General features: G+C 62.2%; 1 protein-coding gene. It reads right to left on the bottom strand.

Annotated elements, in window-relative coordinates; all coding sequences use genetic code 11:
- Positions 1-36: 36 nt before the first annotated feature.
- A complete protein-coding gene (locus tag PU624_RS10075; protein WP_283547494.1) occupies positions 37-17760 on the bottom strand; it encodes an Ig-like domain-containing protein in 17724 nt (5907 codons plus the stop codon).
- Positions 17761-17932 lie beyond the last annotated feature (172 nt).

Genomic DNA, 17932 nt, shown 5'->3' with positions numbered 1-17932 from the left:
CCGCTTCTCAGAGCAGCCTGACAGACGTGAAATCAACTACACGACATGTACCTGCAGGTTCTGCTGCACCAGCACATCACCCAGGGTGTTTTCACTGGTCAGCGCCGAGTTGTGGTAGATCTCGAACACCCTGCCCTCCACCGTGCGCTCGCCGGTGACTTCCCAGATCCCACCGTTGCTGTTCGCCAGGGTTACCTGACTGCCATCCGCCCCTTTGATCATCAAGTCATCACTCTGTTTATCCGTAATATTGAGTGCCTCATTGAGATCGAGTTTCACGGCGTTAGTGCCGGTTTTACCCAAATCGAGCACTTCAATGTGTTCGACTTTCAGGCCCAGCGCGGTGAGATCCAGATTGAGATGCTCTCCGTTAAGCACCAGGGTATCGGTGCCTGCGCCGCCATCAATATGAGTAAAGTTAAGGTCACTGACCGTCACGGTATCCGCACCGCTGCTGCCGGTGACCGTGGCGCCCTCAGCTGTGGTGCCATCAGCCAGCGTAATGACGACGCCGCCGATGGTGTAACCCACCTCCTCAACCGGTGCTGCCGCCACAGCGGTGTCAGTAGCCACCACGGTTTCACTGCTGCTGACCGGCGTCACCGTATCCGCTTCGGTAATCAGCGTCGAGGCCACTGCTACATGGGCGCTGTTATCGTCGCTGCTGGTGCTGCTGTTGTGCTGCGTTTCCGTGCTGGCACTGGCGACCGTGGCGCTGTCATCCGCCACCGAGAACAGAGCAAGCGACTCAGTTGCCGCCAGTGTCACCGGCAGCAGTGAGCCGAGCAGCAACGTGTTGGTGGTGGTGTAGCTGTTACCCGCCACGTCGGTGATGGAGACTTTTGCCAGCGTATTCAGCGACAGCAGCAGGCCCCCCACTGACAGCAGTGACGGTGAGAAGTTAACCGCGTAACGTCCCAGCGCATCGGTGGTGGTCGTCAGCGTCGGTCCGTTGTTGCCGTTAGCCAGCAGCAGCGTGACGGTGACTTTCGATCCCTGCGCAGCATTCAGCGAACCGCCCTGCACCACCAGACCGGCAAGCAGCGATCCGACGATGCTGAGCACCGGATCGACCCCCACCAGCGGCTGATTATGCGACAGCGCGGTAAAGCTGCTGGTGCTGGTTGCGGTGTTGCCCCCGATGTCTGCCACCGTCACGGTCAGCGGATGGCTGCCATCAGAGATCCCTTTCAGCGTCGCTGACGGCACGCTGATGCTCCATGCGCCATTCGCACCGATGGTCGTAGTGAGAATATTGCCCGCCACGTTCACCGTGACCGTGCCGCCCGCTGCGTTGGTGCTGGTTCCTCTGATGGTTTCAGGGGCATTGGCTTCTGAGATGTTGAGGTAACCATCGCCACCAAAGAAGCTGTTCACGCTGACTGTCGGCGTGGTGTGACTCACTACGCCCAGCGACGCCGAAGTGGAGCCGCTGGTGCCTGCACCGTTGATGACGCTGGCGGTGACGGTCTGCAGACCATCCGTAATGGCGGCGAGGTTAGCTGCCGGAACAGAGAGACTCCAGTTGCCGTTGCTGCTTACGGTCGTGCTGTAAGTCTGGCCACCCAGCGTGACGCGCACCACCGATCCCTCCGCGTTGCTGGCGGTACCGGAGATAGTCTGTGCGGTTTTCACGTCCACCGCGCTCAGCGCACCGTCACCAAACAGTGAAGTAATGGCGACGACAGGCGTCGACTGACTGATGACGCTCAGCGTGCCGGTGCTGTTCACCGTGTTGCCGTACGTATCGGTGCCGGTGACCGCCACGGTTTTCGTGCCGTCAGTAATAGCGGCAAGATCCGCTTTCGGCACGCTGATGCTCCAGTTGCCGCCACTCACCACTTTGGTGGTGTAGGTCAGACCATTCAGCGTGGCGCTGACGGTAGAACCCGCTGACAGGCTGGAGGTGCCACTCAGGGTCTGGTTAGAGGCCAGATCAAAGGCGCTCAGTACCCCGTCGCCAAACACCGTATTCACTGTCAGGGTTGGCTGGACCAGTCCCAGGGAGACGCCCGCGCTGGTGCTGCTGACGTTACCGACCGTGTCGGTGACCGACGCACTGACGGTGAAGTTACCGTTAAGCAGCGTCGAGAGCACCGCTGGCGAGACGGTCGTCGAGAAGGTGCCGTCGGCGTTGACCAGCGCGGTGACGTTGGTACTGCCAATCGCCAGCCTGACGCTGCTGCCCGCCGCCAGCCCGGAGACGGTGCCGCTGATAGTCTGCGTGACCAGCGATTCGGCCAGGTTCAGCACGCCGTCACCAAACAGCGGATTGAGCGTCACTTTCGGCAGATTGTGAATACCCACCAGCGCCCCGGCAGTGGTGCTGGTGGTGTTACCGGCGCTGTCGGTGACGCTGACGCCCACTGTCAGGTTGCCATCGGCAATCCCCTGCAGCAGCGTTGGCGTCAGCGAGACGTTAAAACTGCTATTCGCATCGGTCGCCGTCACAAACTGCTGTGCGCCCACCGACACCACCACGCGCGATCCTGTTTCGGCACCGCCCACGACGCCGCTGATGATCTGCGTCGACAGCGCATCTGCCACGTTCAGCAGACCATCACCGAACAGCGGATTCACTGTGATGGTCGGCAGCAGCGTATCGACGCGGACACCGGCGCTGGTGCTGGCGGTATTACCCGCTGCATCGGTAACCGAGGCCCCTACGGTCACGTTGCCCTGTGCCAGCGTGCCCAGAATATCCGGCGTCACCGTGGTGCTGAAGGCGCCGCCCGCACCCACGGTCGCGCTGAGCTGGCTATTGCCCACCGAGATAGTGACCACACTGCCCTGCGCAACGTTATTTACCACGCCGCTGATCACCTGTCCGGTGGCGATATCGGCCAGATTCAGCACGCCATCGCCAAACAGTGAGGTCAGTGAAATCGATGGCGCCTGGGTAAAGATACCGATCGACGCGCTATTCGTGGCGACGTTACCCGCCGCATCCCGGACACTGACGCCCAGCGTCAGGTTGCCATCCAGCAGTGACGTGAGATCGCTGCCCGGCAGGTTAACGCTCCACGTTCCGCCCGCCTGCACCGTGGTGCTGTAAGTCTTGCTGCCAAAGGTGACCGTCACCTGTGATCCCTCAGCCGCATTGCTGATCACGCCACCGACCAGCTGTCCGGCGGCGGCTTCAGCAATGTTCAGCAGGTTATCACCGCCAAACAGCCCGGTGAGCGGGCCTACTACCGGCACCGAATCGACAATCGCCGTGACGGTTTCACCCAGGGTGCGGGTGTTACCTGCGGCATCCGTCAGGGTGACGTTAACGGCAAGGTTGCCATCGGTGAGCAGATCAAGCACGGCAGGTGGCACTACGATGGCCCATTTACCATCCTGGCCCACTGAGGCAGAGAGCGTGGTCCCGCCCAGTACCACTGAAACTGTGGCACCGACGCCCGCCGAGAGCGCGGTCCCGGAAATCGTCTGCGCGACGGTGGTATCCAGCGCGCTGAGCGTGCCGTCGCCGAACACCGAATCAACCACCAGCGTCAGGGCAGTATTGGCGACTTTGTTGACCGTTAGCGTGGCGTCAGTCTGGTTGCCTGCAAGGTCATTGACCCGCACGCCAAACACCAGCGCACCGTCAGTGAGGTTCGACAGGACGTTCGGCGCAAGATCGATGCTCCAGCGTCCGTCAGCCCCCACCGTCGCGGTGGCGATCGGCGAGGCATCACCCAGGTAGAGACCGATAGTCTGGCCTTCGGCTCCCTGCGCAGTACCGGTCAGCACCTGACCAACCACCAGGTCTGCGGCGTTGACCACGTTGTCGCCGAGGAAAGCGTCAACCTGCACCAGCGGCGCGGCGGTATCTACCGTCACTGTCTGGGTGGCCGTCCCCACGTTACCGGCGACATCCGCCAGCTGCGCGGTGATGACCGACGTGCTGCCATCGGGAAGTGCCTGCATCGCGCTGGCAGGCACGGTAGTGGACCAGGTGCCGTTGCTCTGGACCACCGCGCTGTAGGTCTGGTTATTGAAAGTCACTACGACCGTACGGCCTGCTTCAGCGATATCGGCGGTGCCGCTAATCGCCTGGCTGGTGGTACTTTCATTGCCATTGACCTGGTTATCACCCGCGAAGGCGTTGATCGTCAGAGTAGGTGGCGTCAGGTCGATCAGGACGTTACCGCTGGTGGTCACCGGTGTCGTGCCATCAGTGGCCGTCACGGTGATGCCGACGCTGCCGTCCGCATTGCCAAAGGCGCTGACCGGCAAGGCCGCCGTTGACCAGTTGCCCGATGCATCCAGCGTAGTGGCATAGGTCTGACCGTTAATAGTGACCGTCACTGAACCACTCGTGCCGAGGTTAGCCGAAGTACCACTTAACACCACGCCACCCGCCACATCCTGGGTGCTGATAATGTTGTCGCCCGACACCGTACCCAGCGTCACCAGCGGGCCTGGCGGTGGTGTCAGATCCACAGTGAGATTGACCGGCACCGCTGCGGTATTGCCAGCCAGATCGGTCACTGCCAGCGTAAGGGTGGTCGATGGCGTAAAGGTCACCATCTGCTCTGGCGTCAGCGTCACGCTCCAGTTGCCGCTACCGTCAACTATTGCCGTGCCGAGGGTTGTGGTATTCAGCGACACCGTGACGACGGCGCCCGTTTCAGCGCCTGTCGCGGTACCGCTGAGGATCTGCGGCTGAATGCTCTCGGCGTAGTTCAGTGCGTTGTCGCCAGCAAAAGCAGTGAAGCTAAGCACCGGCGGGGTTTTGTCCAGCACCAGCGAACTATTAATGGTGGTGCTGTTGCCCGCCGCATCCGTTGCCGTCACGGTGACCGGATAGGTGGCATCCGGCAGCGCTGAAAGCTGCGCCTGTGTCAGCGGCACTGTCCAGTTGCCATTGGCATCGACGGTTGCAGGGTAAGCCGTGCCGCCCAGCGTGAGCTGCACCGTCTGATTCGCGCCCGTCTCGCCGGTGGTGCCGCTCAGCGTAATGCCTGTGGCAACATCGGCGCTGTTCACATAGCCGCCGAGGAATTCCGGACTGACCACAGGCAGCGGCGCGGTGAGATCCGCAGTGAACGGCAGCTGTGCCGACGCGCTGTTGCCCGCCGCATCCACCACGTTAACCGTCAGTGACTGCGGGCCATCACCCAGAGAACTCAGGGCATTCGGCGGAATATCCACGCTCCAGTTACCGTTGCTGGCTACGGTGCCAGAATAGAGGCTGCCGTTGACATCCACGGTAATGCTGACCGCCTGGTTCGCCCCCACGCTGCCGGTGTTGCCGGTCAGAGTGAACCCTGCTGCGGCTTCACCGATGTTCAGCAGGTTATCGCCGCCAAACGCGCCAGGGGTGAAGGTCGGCACCGGCACGGCCACTTCGGTTACCACACTCAGCGCCGTGTTGTCGCTGTTACCCGCGACATCGGTCGCGGTCACGGTCACGGTGTGGGCACCGCTGGTAAAGGTGGCTAGCTGCGCAGGCGACAGGGCCAGCGACCAGCTGCCATCGGTCTGCACCGTGGCGGCCAGCGGCTGATCGTTGTTAAAGCCGGAGATCAGCACCGAGACCGTCTGACCGGCACCGGTAATGCCGGTGGTGCCAGTGAGGATCTGTTCAGTTCCCGCCTCGGTGGCGTTCAGCGCACCGTCACCAAATGGCAGATTCAGCGTGACATCCGGCAGCGTATTAACCGCCACCAGCAGCGTGCCGGTGATGCTGGCCGTATTGCCGTTATCATCGGTGACGGTCACCGTTACCGGCAGGTTGCCATCCGGCAATGACTGCAAGACGGCAGACGGCAGTTCCAGTGACCAGTTCGCTCCCCCATCAATGAGCGTCGCGGCATAGACGGTGCCATTGATGGTCACTGCAACCGAGGCCGGATCACCACTGCTGACGGCACCGGTCAGGATACCATCCGCTGCCGCTTCCGCCGCATTAAGACGGCCATCCGTAAATGGCGTATCCAGCGTTGGCGCAGCAATCGGGGTAATCGCGGAGGTAAAGGTCTGCGTGTCTGTGATGCTGTTACCGGCCCGATCCGTAGTGGTGAGGGTCAGCGTGTGGACACCGGCCCCCAGGCTGGCAATCACCTCGGGTGTCAGGCTGGCCGTCCAGTCACCATTGGCATCGACCGTTACCGACAGCGGAATATTGTCATCACCCACCGTGACGCTGAGAGTCTGGCCCGCCACGACGGTAGAGGTGCCGGTCACCAGCTGAACCGAGGCCGCTTCAGTGATGTTAATGATATTGTCGCCGAACTGCGTAGCAGCGAAGCTTGCGGAAACCGGCAGGGACTGCAGGATCTCAACGTCTGCTATGGCCTCCGCCGGATTTCCGGCAGCATCCACAGCAGTGACGACAACCTGTGTCAGTCCATCAGCCAGAGCATCCAGCGCATCCGGAGCCAGATTCAGCGTCCAGTTGCCACTGGCATCCGTCGTGGTGCTGAACGTCAGATTGCCGACAGCGATGCTGACCACGCTGCCTTCCGGCAGATTGGTACTGTCACCACTCAGCGTTATTGCACCTTCTGTCTCTGCCACATTGAGCAGCGAATCGCCAAACGGCGTATTCAGAGTCAGCGCTGGCAGCGTGTTAAACGCCACATCCAGTGAGGTGCTGGTATCCGTGGTGATATTGCCCGCCGCGTCGGTGACCGAAACGGCGATCGCGTTAGGGCCATCCGCCAGTTGCTGTACGTCGGCCGTCGGAATGGTGAGGGTCCAGTTCCCGTCAGCATCTGCCGTGGTGGTGTAACTGACGTTATTCAGCGTCACCGTCACCGGCAATGCGCCCGTAGTGGTGCCGCTGAGGGTGAGATCCTGCAGCGACTCCGCCAGGTTAAGGGTGTCACCCGCATTGACCGTGATATCCGTCAGCACAGGCGGTGTCGTACTGAAACTCACCTCCTGCGTGGCGGTCGCCGGGTTACCCGCGACATCCGTGGCCGTCACAGTAAAGGTTTGTGTGCTGCCCGGCGCGACATTGTCAAAGGCCGCAGAGGGTACATTCACCGTCCAGTTACCGTCAGCGTCGATCGTGGTGGTGGTGCTGAAAGCCGCGCCACTGGAGACGCTCATGGTCACCGTCACCACCGTTCCCGCTGCCAGCTGGGTGCTGCCGCCGCTGACCGCAACCTCCGCGGTGGCCTCGGTGGCATTAATCACATCATCGCCTGCGACCACGTTCATGGTCAGCGTCGGCTGTGCCTGTGCGCTGGCCAGCACAACCAGGCTGGCGCTGCTGCTGGCCGGATTGCCAGAGGCATCCGTCGCCACCGCCTGCACCAGTTGATCGCCATCCGGCAGCGTCCCCAGCGCGGCGGCCGGAACGGTCACCGTCCAGCTGCCATCCGCGGTTACCGTGCCGCTGTACTGGACGCCGTTCAGCGTCACCGTCACCAGCTGGCCTTCAGCCAGATTAGTACTGGTGCCGCCAACGCTCAGATCCTGCTGCGACTCCGCCAGATTAAGGAAGTTATCCTCACTGAGCGTTCCGATGGTCAGAGTCGGCAGGTTCAGACTGTCAGCATCGCGCGTCAGGGTGGTCTGAACCGCAACCGCCGGGTTGCCCGCCGCATCGGTCATTGAGACAACAACCGGATAGCTGCCGTCTGTCAGCCCCTGCACGACGCTGGCAGGCAGCGTCACCTGCCAGGTGCCGTCAGAGAGCACCAGGGTGGTGTAATCAACATTCTGGAAACTGACCGTAACGGTCTGTCCGGCGTCGGCCTCCGTCGCCGTGCCGCTGATGGCGACCGCTTCCAGCACCTCCAGGGAATTAATGATGTTGTCGCCGCCAATGGGGTTGACGGTCAGCACCGGCGGTGTGAGATCAACCGTGACGGCGCTGGTCAGCGAACCACTGTTACCGGCCGCATCACTGGCATTGACGACCAGGGTATTGATCCCCTCGGTCAGCGTCTGCATCTCCGTCGGGGTTAAGTTCAGCGTCCAGTTGCCCTGCGCATCGACCGTAGCGGTGTAATCATTTCCGCCCAGCGTCACGGTGACGGTCTGGCCGTCGCCGGCCACACCGGTGCTGCCGGTCAGCGTCTGTCCGACACCCTGTTCCGCCAGGTTCAGGTACCCATCGCCAAACGGCGTGTCAATGCTGACGGCCAGCGCCGCCGTTGACACGGTGAGGTCACGCGTTTCTGTGACCGGGTTGCCCGCCGCATCGCTGACCGTGACCGTCAGGATGTAGGCGCCGGCCGGAATACCGGCCAGCGATCCCGCAGGCAGCGTCAGGCTCCAGTCGCCATCCTGGGTAACAGTAGTGGTCCAGACCTGGTTGTTAAGGGTAATGGTGACCTGCTGTCCGGCTTCAGCATTGGTGCTGCCGCTGAGGACAATCGGTGCGAGGCTTTCGGCGATGTTAACGCTGTCATCGCCCGCAACCGCGTTCAGGGTCAGGGTCGGTGGCGTCAGATCCACCGTTACGCTGCCCGGCGCGCTGCCGGTGTTACCCGCGGCATCCTGCACCGTAACGGTATAGTTCAGACTATCTTCCGGCAGGCCTGCCAGCGCCGTGGCTGGCACGCTGATCTGCCAGTTGCCGTTGCTGTCGACCGTGCCGTTATACGTGACGCCATTCAGCAGCACGCTGACGCTCTGACCATCACCGGTCACCCCTGTGGTGCCGCTCAGCGTCTGTGCTGTGGCGATCTCGCTGCTGTTGAGCAGACCATCGCCGAAAGCAGAGACAATCTGCGGTGCTGGCAGCGTCGCCAGCACGCTAAGCGTTGCTTCACTGTTCAACGTCGCCCCGCCGCTGTCCGTGGCGGTAACCGTCACGGTGTAAGGCCCGTCGGCGAGCGCCGTCAGTGACTCAGCCGGAACGATCACGCTCCAGCGGCCCGTGGCCGAGACCTGCGCGGTGTAGCTGACGTTGTTAAACAGCAGCGTAACCGTGCTGCCCTCAGTCACGTTCGCTGAGGTGCCGGTCACGATCAGCGCCTGACCCAGCTCCTGCGCATTCAGATAGTTATCCTGGCTGATCGCATCCATCGCCAGACCAGAGGCGTTGCTGTTAACGTCAAAGGTGAGGTTACTGGAAGTTGTATTGCCCGCCACGTCGCTGACTGCCACGGTGAAGCTGGCGGTGCCATCATTAATGGCCGCCAGCGCACCGGCTGGCACGGTCAGGCTCCATGCGCCGCTCGCCTGCACGGTGGCGCTGTAAACCGTCCCCTCAATATTGACAGTGACCAGCTGGCCCGCTTCGACATTGGTGGTGGTGCCGGAGAGACGCTGATCGGTGAGGCGTTCCGCGCCATCGACCACGTTGTTACCGGCAAACGCATCCAGCGTCAGGGTGGGCAGCGTGGCTGGGTCCACTTTCAGCGCCAGGTCGCGGCTGGTGGTGGTGGCATTGCCTGCCGCATCGCTGGCGGTCACGGTCAGTGGGTAGCTGCCATTGCCCAGCCCGGTGTAAACCGTGGCGGGCAGTTCCAGCGACCAGCTGCCGTTGGCGCCAGCGGTGGTACTCAGCGTGGTGCCGTTGAAGCTGGCAACAATCAGCGCGTTCGCTTCGCTGCTGCCGTTCAGCGTCAGCGGCTGCTGACTCTCGGCGGCGTTGATAATGCCATCGGATGGCGTGATGAAGTTCAGCACCGGCGGCACGGTATCCACCACAACGGTGCCATTGGCCTGGCTGCTGTTGCCCGCCACGTCACTGACCACCACGGTGTAAGGTGTGTTGCCCTGAGGCAGCGCAGCCAGAACATCAGCCGGAACCGCGACCTGCCAGTTGCCCTGAGCATCGACCGTGCCGCTGTAGTCAGTGCCGCTTAGCGTTACGACAACGGTCTGACCGTCACCGTTGACGCCGGTGTTGCCGGTAATGAGGCCGACGCTGGCCGCTTCCTCACCGTTGAGAATGCCATCACCAAAGGCCACGCCTGGCGTCGCTACCGGCAGTGCACTGGCGAGGATCGTCAGCGTGGTGTCACCGGTCGCCAGCTGTGTGCCGTTAACATCGGTGACGGTGGCGGTGATGGTCTGCGGGCCATCCGCAGTTCCGGTAAAGGTACCTGTCGGTAAGGTCAGGCTCCAGCTTCCATCTGCCGCTACGGTAGTGCTGACCGGCGTTCCGTTAGCCACTACAGTGACAATGCTGCCGTCAGGCAGACCGCTGGTGCTGCCGCTAACGACGACGGCGCCATTCTGCTCAATAGCATTCAGGTAGTTGTCGTCGCTGATCGGTGCCAGCGCGATCGACGGCTGGGTGTTATCCACGCTGAAGTTCAGCGGGCTGCTGGTGGTATTGCCGACGAGGTTGATCACGCTGACGTTCAGCGTCTGATTGCCCTCACCCAGCTCCGCCAGGGCGCCCGCAGGCAGAATAATGCTCCAGCTGCCGCTGGCCGCGACCACTCCGCTGTATTCGGTGCCGTTCAGGGAGATGATGACCTGCTGGCCCGCCTCGACGTTGCTGCTGCTGCCGCGCACCGTAATCGGCTGCAGTTGCTCCGCCGCCGTAACGATGCCGTCACCGGCAAAAGTGCTGCTGTCGATGGTCAGTACAGGCAGATCGTCAGGCGAGGTGGCGACATTCAGATCCACCACCTGGCTGGTCTGATTGCCGTTTGCACTGTTTTCGGTGACGGTCACCAGATTGCTGCCCGGAGGCAGTGCCGCCAGGGCTTCCGGCGCGATCTCCAGCGTCCACTGACCATTAACACCGACGGTCGTGCTGTAAAGCTGGTCGTTAAGCTGGACCGTGACCACATCGCCGTTCTGACCGCTGCCACTGACTACCAGCGGCTCAGCCAGCTCGCCGACGTTCAGCGCGTTATCCCCGCTGATCGGTGCGACCACCAGCGGAGGCGGCGTTGTGGCAACTGTCAGCGCACTGTTCTGGCTGTTGCTGTTACCCGCCTCGTCGGTGACGGTGACCACCACCGGATAAGTCGTGCCATTGGTCAGACCGGCCAGTGCCGCTGGCGGTACGGCCAGCGTCCAGCTTCCGTCACCCTCAACGTTGCCGGTGTAGGTCACGCCATTCAGCGTCACACTGACCCGATCGCCTTCCGTACCTGCGCCGCTGAAACTGAAGCCTGCGGCCTGTTCCGCAATGTTCAGCACGCCATCGCCAGCTGGCGGATCAATGCTGAAGTCAGGTGGCGTGGTGTCCACGATAACTCCGACAGGCGTGGTGACCACGTTGCCGCCCACGGTCGTGACGGTCACGTTGAGATCGTAACGTCCATCTGGCAGCTGTTGCAGATCGGCAGACGGCACAGAGGCGGTCCAGCTGCCATCGGCGGCAACCACCGCGTTATAGGTCTCACCATTCAGCGCAAGGCTGACGCTGCTGCCCGGCGCAACGGTGCCGCTCAGGGTCAGATCCGTGGCCGTTTCAGCCTCATTGATAATGTTATCGGTGGCAATCGGGTTAACGGTCAGCGCCGGAATGCCGGTATCCACAGTCAGCGGTACGCTGGAACTGGTGCTGTTACCCGCCGTGTCGCTCACCGTCACGGTAATCGGATTACTGCCCTGCGCCAGCGCCTGGAGTGCAGCCGGTGGCAGCGTGACGCTCCAGAGACCATTGGCATCGACGGTTGCCGGATATGTCTCGCCGCCCAGGGTCACGCTGACGGCCTGGCCTGCCTGGACTGTGCCGGTCAGCGTCTGCGCGACGCTGGCTTCCGCGGTGTTAAGTATGCCGTCAGTGAACGGCGTATTGATTTCCGGGGCTACCAGCGGCGTGGTCGCCACCAGCAGCGTCTGGGTGCTCTGCACCTCCCCGGAGGTCACCGTAACCGTGGTGTTGCCCTGTGCCAGATTCGCCAGGTCGGCGGCGGGCACAGTCAGGGTCCAGCTGCCACTGGCATCGGTGATCGTTGAGTAAACAGTGCCGTTGGGTTCCAGCGTCACGCTGATTGGGCTGTTAGCGGGCAGGTTAGCGGAACCGCCGCTAAGGATGAGATCGCTCTGCACTTCCTCCGCATTCAGCGCATTATCGCCACTGATCGGGCCAATCGACAGCGACGGTGCGGGTGAGGTCACCACGCTGAACTGCCCTTCCGCAGGCTGCGCCGGGTTACCGGCTACGTCGGTAATCGCGACGGTAAAGGTTTTTTCACCTATGCCGCCCAGCGATCCGGCGGGCAGCGATACACTCCAGCGACCATCTGCCAGAACCACGCCATCGTACGACTGACCGTTGAGGGTCAGTGATACCGGCTGACCGGCCGGTACGCCCGTGACGCTACCGGTGACCAGAATATCGGTGAGCTGTTCCGCGCTGTCGACCTGGTTGTCGCCGGTCACTGGATCGATGGTCAGCGCTGGCGACGTGGCCGCCAGCACGACGACGCTGGTCGATTGCGTGGTGGTGTTGCCATACGCATCGCTGATTTGCACGTTGATCGGGTAGTTCTCATCGCCCAGCTGACTGACGATTGCGGCGGGCACCGTCACACTCCACGCGCCACTGGTATCCACGATGGCGGTGTAGGTTTCATTGTTGAACGTCACCGTGACCGTATCGCCCTGCGCACCGCCGCGCCCGTCGAGTATCAGATCCTGGGTGTGCTCAGCGATATTGATATAACCATCGCTGCCCGGCGTCGAGATTTCCAGCAGCGGCGCCGTGGTGGCGAAAATCAGTGAGCTGCCGGTTTGTGTCGTGTTGCCATCGGCGTCAGTAGCCACCACCGATACCGTCTGAGTGCCGTCAGAGACAGCGGCCAGATCGGAGGCCGGAACATTGACACTCCAGCTGCCATCCGGCGCCACCACGGCGGTGTAAGAGACCTCATTCAGCGTAACGCGAATGATGTCGCCTTCGTCGCCGGTGCCGCTGATGGTCAGCGGCTGCTGCGCGTCGCTGTTGTTGATCACGCCATCATCGGTGAGCTCGTTCAGCGTCAGCGCCGGTACCGCCGTCGCGACCCGCAATGCCGTATCCTGCGTGCTGCTGTTACCGGCCGGATCGGTCACGGTGACCGTGACCGGATAGGTCTGATTGGTCAGCGAGCCCAGATCGGCAACCGGAACCGAGGCACTCCAGATTCCGTTCTCATCGACAATCGCGTTATAGGTCTTGCCGTTTAACGCCACCGCCACGGTGTCGCCCGGGGTGCCGGTACCGCTGATCAACAGCGGCTGGGTCAGTTCATTGTTGGTAAGAACGCCATCACCACCCGGTGCGGTCACGGTCGCAACCGGTGGCTGCGTGCTGACGGCCAGTGTCTGGGTCTGAGTGGCGATGTTGCCGCTGGCGTCGGTCAGTGTGACGGTCAGCGCATAGCTGCTGCCATCTGACAGCGCCTGCAGCGCCGCTGACGGCAGTGGCACTGTCCAGTTGCCCTGCTCATCCACGGTCGCGCTATAAACTTCGTTGTTCAGCGTGACCGTTACCACGTCGCCCGGCAACGCACCTGAACCGCTGACCGGCACGCCTGCCGCTACTTCACTGCTGTTGAGAATGCCATCGCCGCCTGCGACCTCTGCCACAATCAGATTCGGTGGCAGCGTGTCGACGCTGAAGTTCACCAGCTGGTCCACGCGGTTGCCCGCCTCGTCAATGGCGGTGACGGTCAGGCTGTTAGCACCCTGCGCCAGTAAAGCGAGATCGGCGGCAGGCAGCGGCAGGCTCCAGCTGCCGTCGGTATTGACCGTGGTGCTGTAGGTTTTGCCGTTGAGCTCGACTTCAACCAGCTGGCCTGCCACGGCTTTACCGGTGCTGCCGCTGAGCAGCAGATCGCTGCCCGATTCTGTCTGGTTGAGAATGCCGTCGGTAATCGCGCTCTCGTTCAGCGTGATTTGCGGCAGCGTGGTCACAACCACATTCAGCGGCGCGGAGTCAGTCAGCAGCGCACCCGTGGTGTCGTTGGTGGTTACTGAAATCTGTTTCACACCGTCCGTGATGCCCCCGAGATCGGCTGCCGGAACGGTGACGCTCCAGAAGCCATTGCTGCCCACCACCGCGCTGTAATTGATGCCGTTAAAGTTAAGCTGCACCGTCTGGCCCGGATTAACGCCCACCGCAGAGCCGTTGATGATCAGATCACTGTTCAGCTCCTGCTGGTTAAGGAAGCCATCCACGCTGACCGGTTCATTAATCGAGACCACACCAGGTTCGCCTGCCGCAGGCGCGACGTTGATGTCGCGGGTGTCAGTGGCCAGGGTACCGGCTACCGTGCTGACGCTGACCGCGATTGAGCTGCTGCCCGCCGCCAGTGCGCTGAGCGCCTCAGACGGAATCTGCGTGCTCCAGCTGCCGTCTGGATTGACCGTGGCGCTGTAATTCTGACCGCCCAGGGTGATGGTGACCGTCTGACCCGCCTCCACGTTGCTGGTGCTGCCGGAGAGCGTCTGATCGACGGCTTTCTCGCTGTTATCTACCAGATCGTCACCGGCAAACACGGCGATGGTCACCGCTGGCGTCCCCGGTTGCGCCGGGGCATCCACCAAAATCGGCCGATCTTCAATGGCGTTTACGTTCGCCTGATTGCTGACCGTGGCCTCGATGGTCGCGCTGCCCGCCGCCAGGGCTGAAAGCGCGCTGGCGGGAACGTTCAGGCTCCAGCTGCCATCCGCGCCGACCGTGGCGCTGTAAGTCTGGTCGCCCAGCGTGACCGTCACGATCTGACCCGCCTCGACATTGGTGGTGCTGCCGCTCAGCAGCTGTTCGCTGGTTTTTTCCTCGTTGCTCAGCACGTCATCACCGGCGAAGGGGTTGATGGTGATGGTGGGCTGGCCCGGCTCAGTCACCGGTGGCTCCACGGTGATCGGCACGGTGTCGCTGACGGTGGTGCCCGCCGCGTTGCTGACCGTCACCACCAGCGAGGCCGTTCCTGCGGCCAGCGCATTCAGTGCATCGGCCGGAATCGCGATGTTCCAGCTGCCGTCAGGATTGACCGTGCCGCTGTAGCTCTCTCCGCCCAGCGTCACGGTGACAATCTGGCCTGCTTCGACGTTGGTGGTGCTGCCGAAGACCGCCTGCGCCTCCTGCTTTTCGTCGTTGCTGAGGATGTTATCTTCAGCAAAGGGATTGATGGTTAACGTCGGGGCATTCGGTGAAGTGCCGGATGACTCCACCCGGAAATCGCGGGTTTCAGTGACCGGCGCGCCGAGCGAATCGGTGACAGTCGCGTTCAGGGTCACGCTTCCGGTGGCCAGCGCCGCCAGCGAACTGGCTGGGATTGGGACGCTCCAGCTGCCATCCGCGCCAACCGTGGCGATAAAGGTCTCCCCGTTCAGGGTGATAGTAACCTGTTGGCCCTCAGCGATATTGGTGGTGGTGCCGCTCAGCAGCTGATCGGTGGCTTTCTCGCTGTTGCTGAGGATGTCATCCCCGGCAAATTCGTAGATGGTGAGGGTCGCTTCACCCGGCTGCGTCGCCGGGGCTTCCACGGTGATCGACTCCGCGTTCGTCGCGGTGTCGCCCGCCGCATTGCTGACTGAAGCGGTCAGAGTGGTGGTGCCTGCTGCCAGCGCGTTCAGCGCGGCGGATGGCACGGTGACGCTCCAGCTGCCGTCACCCTGCACGCTGGCGCTGTAGGTCTGACCGCCCAGCGTTACGGTAACGATCTGACCGGCTTCAACGTTGGTGGTGGTGCCGCTGACAGGCTGATCGGACGCTTTCTCGTCGTTACTCAGATCGTTATCGCCGGCAAAGTCATTCAGGGTCAGGGTCGGCACGCCTGGCTCTGTCACCGGCGTCTCAACCGAGATATCGCGGGTTTCGCTGGCGCTCACGCCATCGTTGTTGGTAACGGTGGCGCTGATGGCGTTGGATCCTGATGGCAGGTTATCCAGCGCAGCGGACGGAACGACCACGCTCCAGTTGCCACTGCCATCCACGGTGCCAACGTAAGTCTGTCCCCCTAAGGTGACAGTGACCGTCTGGCCTGCTTCGACATTGGTGGTGGTGCCGGAAAGCGTCTGAGCCGTGCCTTTTTCGTCGTTGCTGAGGATGTCATCCCCGGCAAACTGGTTGATGATGAGGGTCGGTTCGCCCGGCTGTGTGGCCGGGGCTTCCACGCTGATGGGCAGGCTGCTGGTCACGGTATCACCGGCCGCATTGCTGACTGAAACCGTCAGCGTCGTTTCACCGGCCGCCAGCGCACTCAGGGCCGCCGATGGCAGCGTCACGTTCCAGTTGCCCTGTGCATCTACGTTGCCGCTGTATGTCTGACCGCCCAGCGTGACCGTCACGACCTGTCCGGGTTCGATGTTGCTGGTGCTGCCGGTAACGGTCTGGTCGGCGCCTTTCTCCGCATTGCTCAGCTGGTTATCACCGGTAAACGCCTCCACCGTGACTGCAGGCGGGCCTGTAACGACTGGCGTATCGACGCTGATGTCGCGGTTTTCACTGGCCTCAGTGCCAGCCTGATTGGTGACGACCGCAGAGATCGCAACTGAACCGCTATTCAGCGCATTCAGCGCTGCTGGCGAGAGCGTGACGCTCCAGTTGCCCTGCGCATCCACCACTGCGCTGAAGGTCTGATCGCCCAGCGTGATGGTGACAACCTGTCCCGCTTCCACGTTGCTGGTGGAACCGCTCAGCAGCTGGTCGCTGCTTTTTTCCGCATTGCTGAGGACGTCATCACCGGCAAACTGATTGATGGTGATAACAGGCGTTCCCGGCTCGGTCAGGGGCGGCTCGACGTTAAACGTCACGCTGCCGCTGGCAGCGGTTCCCGCCTGGTTAGTAACGGTTGCCGTGGCCGTGGTGGTGCCGGAGGCGAGTGCAGCCAGCGCATCCGCAGGAACGGTGATGCTCCAGCTGCCATCGCTGGCAACGCTGCCGCTGTAGCTCTGGCCGCCCAGGGTCACGGTGACCACCTGCCCGGCCTCGACGTTGCTGGTGCTGCCGGAGAGCGTTTGTGGCGTGGTTTTTTCGCTGTTATCCAGCTGGTTATCGCCTGTAAACGGATTCAGGCTGACAGAAGGCCCGGCGGGTGTGCCGGGATCGGCGGCAGCGACGGTAACCGGCAGGCTGCCGGTAGCGCCGGTGCCCGCCGCATTAGTGACGCTGACGTCGATGGTGGTGGCGCCAGCCGGAAGCCCTGCCAGCACGGCGGCCGGAATGGTGACGCTCCAGCTGCCGTCCGCGCCGACGGTGGTGTTGAAGGTCTGCCCGCCCAGCGTGACTGTGACAATCTGACCGGCTTCGACGTTGCTGGTGGTCCCGCTCAGCACCTGATCGGTGGTTTTTTCCGCGTTATCCAGCACATCATCGCCAGCGAACGTATTCAGGGTAATGGCAGGCGTTCCCGGCGTGACCGGAGTTCCCGGTGTTCCCGGATCGGTGCCACCGGCGTTACCGCCGCCGTTACCCCCACCACCTCCGCCGCCACCACCGCCGATGCCAACGGCCAGTCCCGCTAAGCCGAGCACACCCAGACCGCCCGCGGTGATCACACCCATTGAGGTGTTGGCGTTATCCGCCAGCAGCAGCGGCTCTACGCTGTCGAGCGATTCATAGGTTGGTGTGACAGAGCTGGACGCGAGTTCAGCCCCCTCTGCAGTCTGCGGAAAGAGCGCATGCTCCGGTGGATTGACGCCATCATCGAACACCAGTTCGCTGTGCTGGCCATCGGCGTCGTCGAGGAAGAATTTCTGATAGCGGACCGTCTGGCCGTCACGCATGTGCAGCACCAGATCGTTACCCTGACGCTCGTACTGCGTCACGATGTCGCGGGTGCCGCTGATGCGGACAACGCTGGGCTCTGTGAGGTTAATGGTTTGTGACGAACTGCCAACAGACTGCGAGATGAGGGTGCCGTTTTCGCGCGAGATGATGTCTACACGGCCTTGCGTGAGTTCTGCCATTTGTAACCTCTGTTCCACCAGATTAGCTAATATACTGAATCCATAAACATAAAATTATTTTATGCTTACAGTCTTCACTCATAGTTTCACCTTCTGAAGTTCAGAAAGTGTCTTAACCTGGTGTATGCAGATACGGCAAAGCAAAGCCGCGTCACAAACCCAAAGGAAGCGG

It is taken from the genome of Pantoea sp. Lij88 (assembly GCF_030062155.1).
GTDB lineage: Bacteria > Pseudomonadota > Gammaproteobacteria > Enterobacterales > Enterobacteriaceae > Pantoea.
Note: the sequence above shows the minus strand (reverse complement) of the source record. Positions and strands in the feature narration are given on the sequence as shown.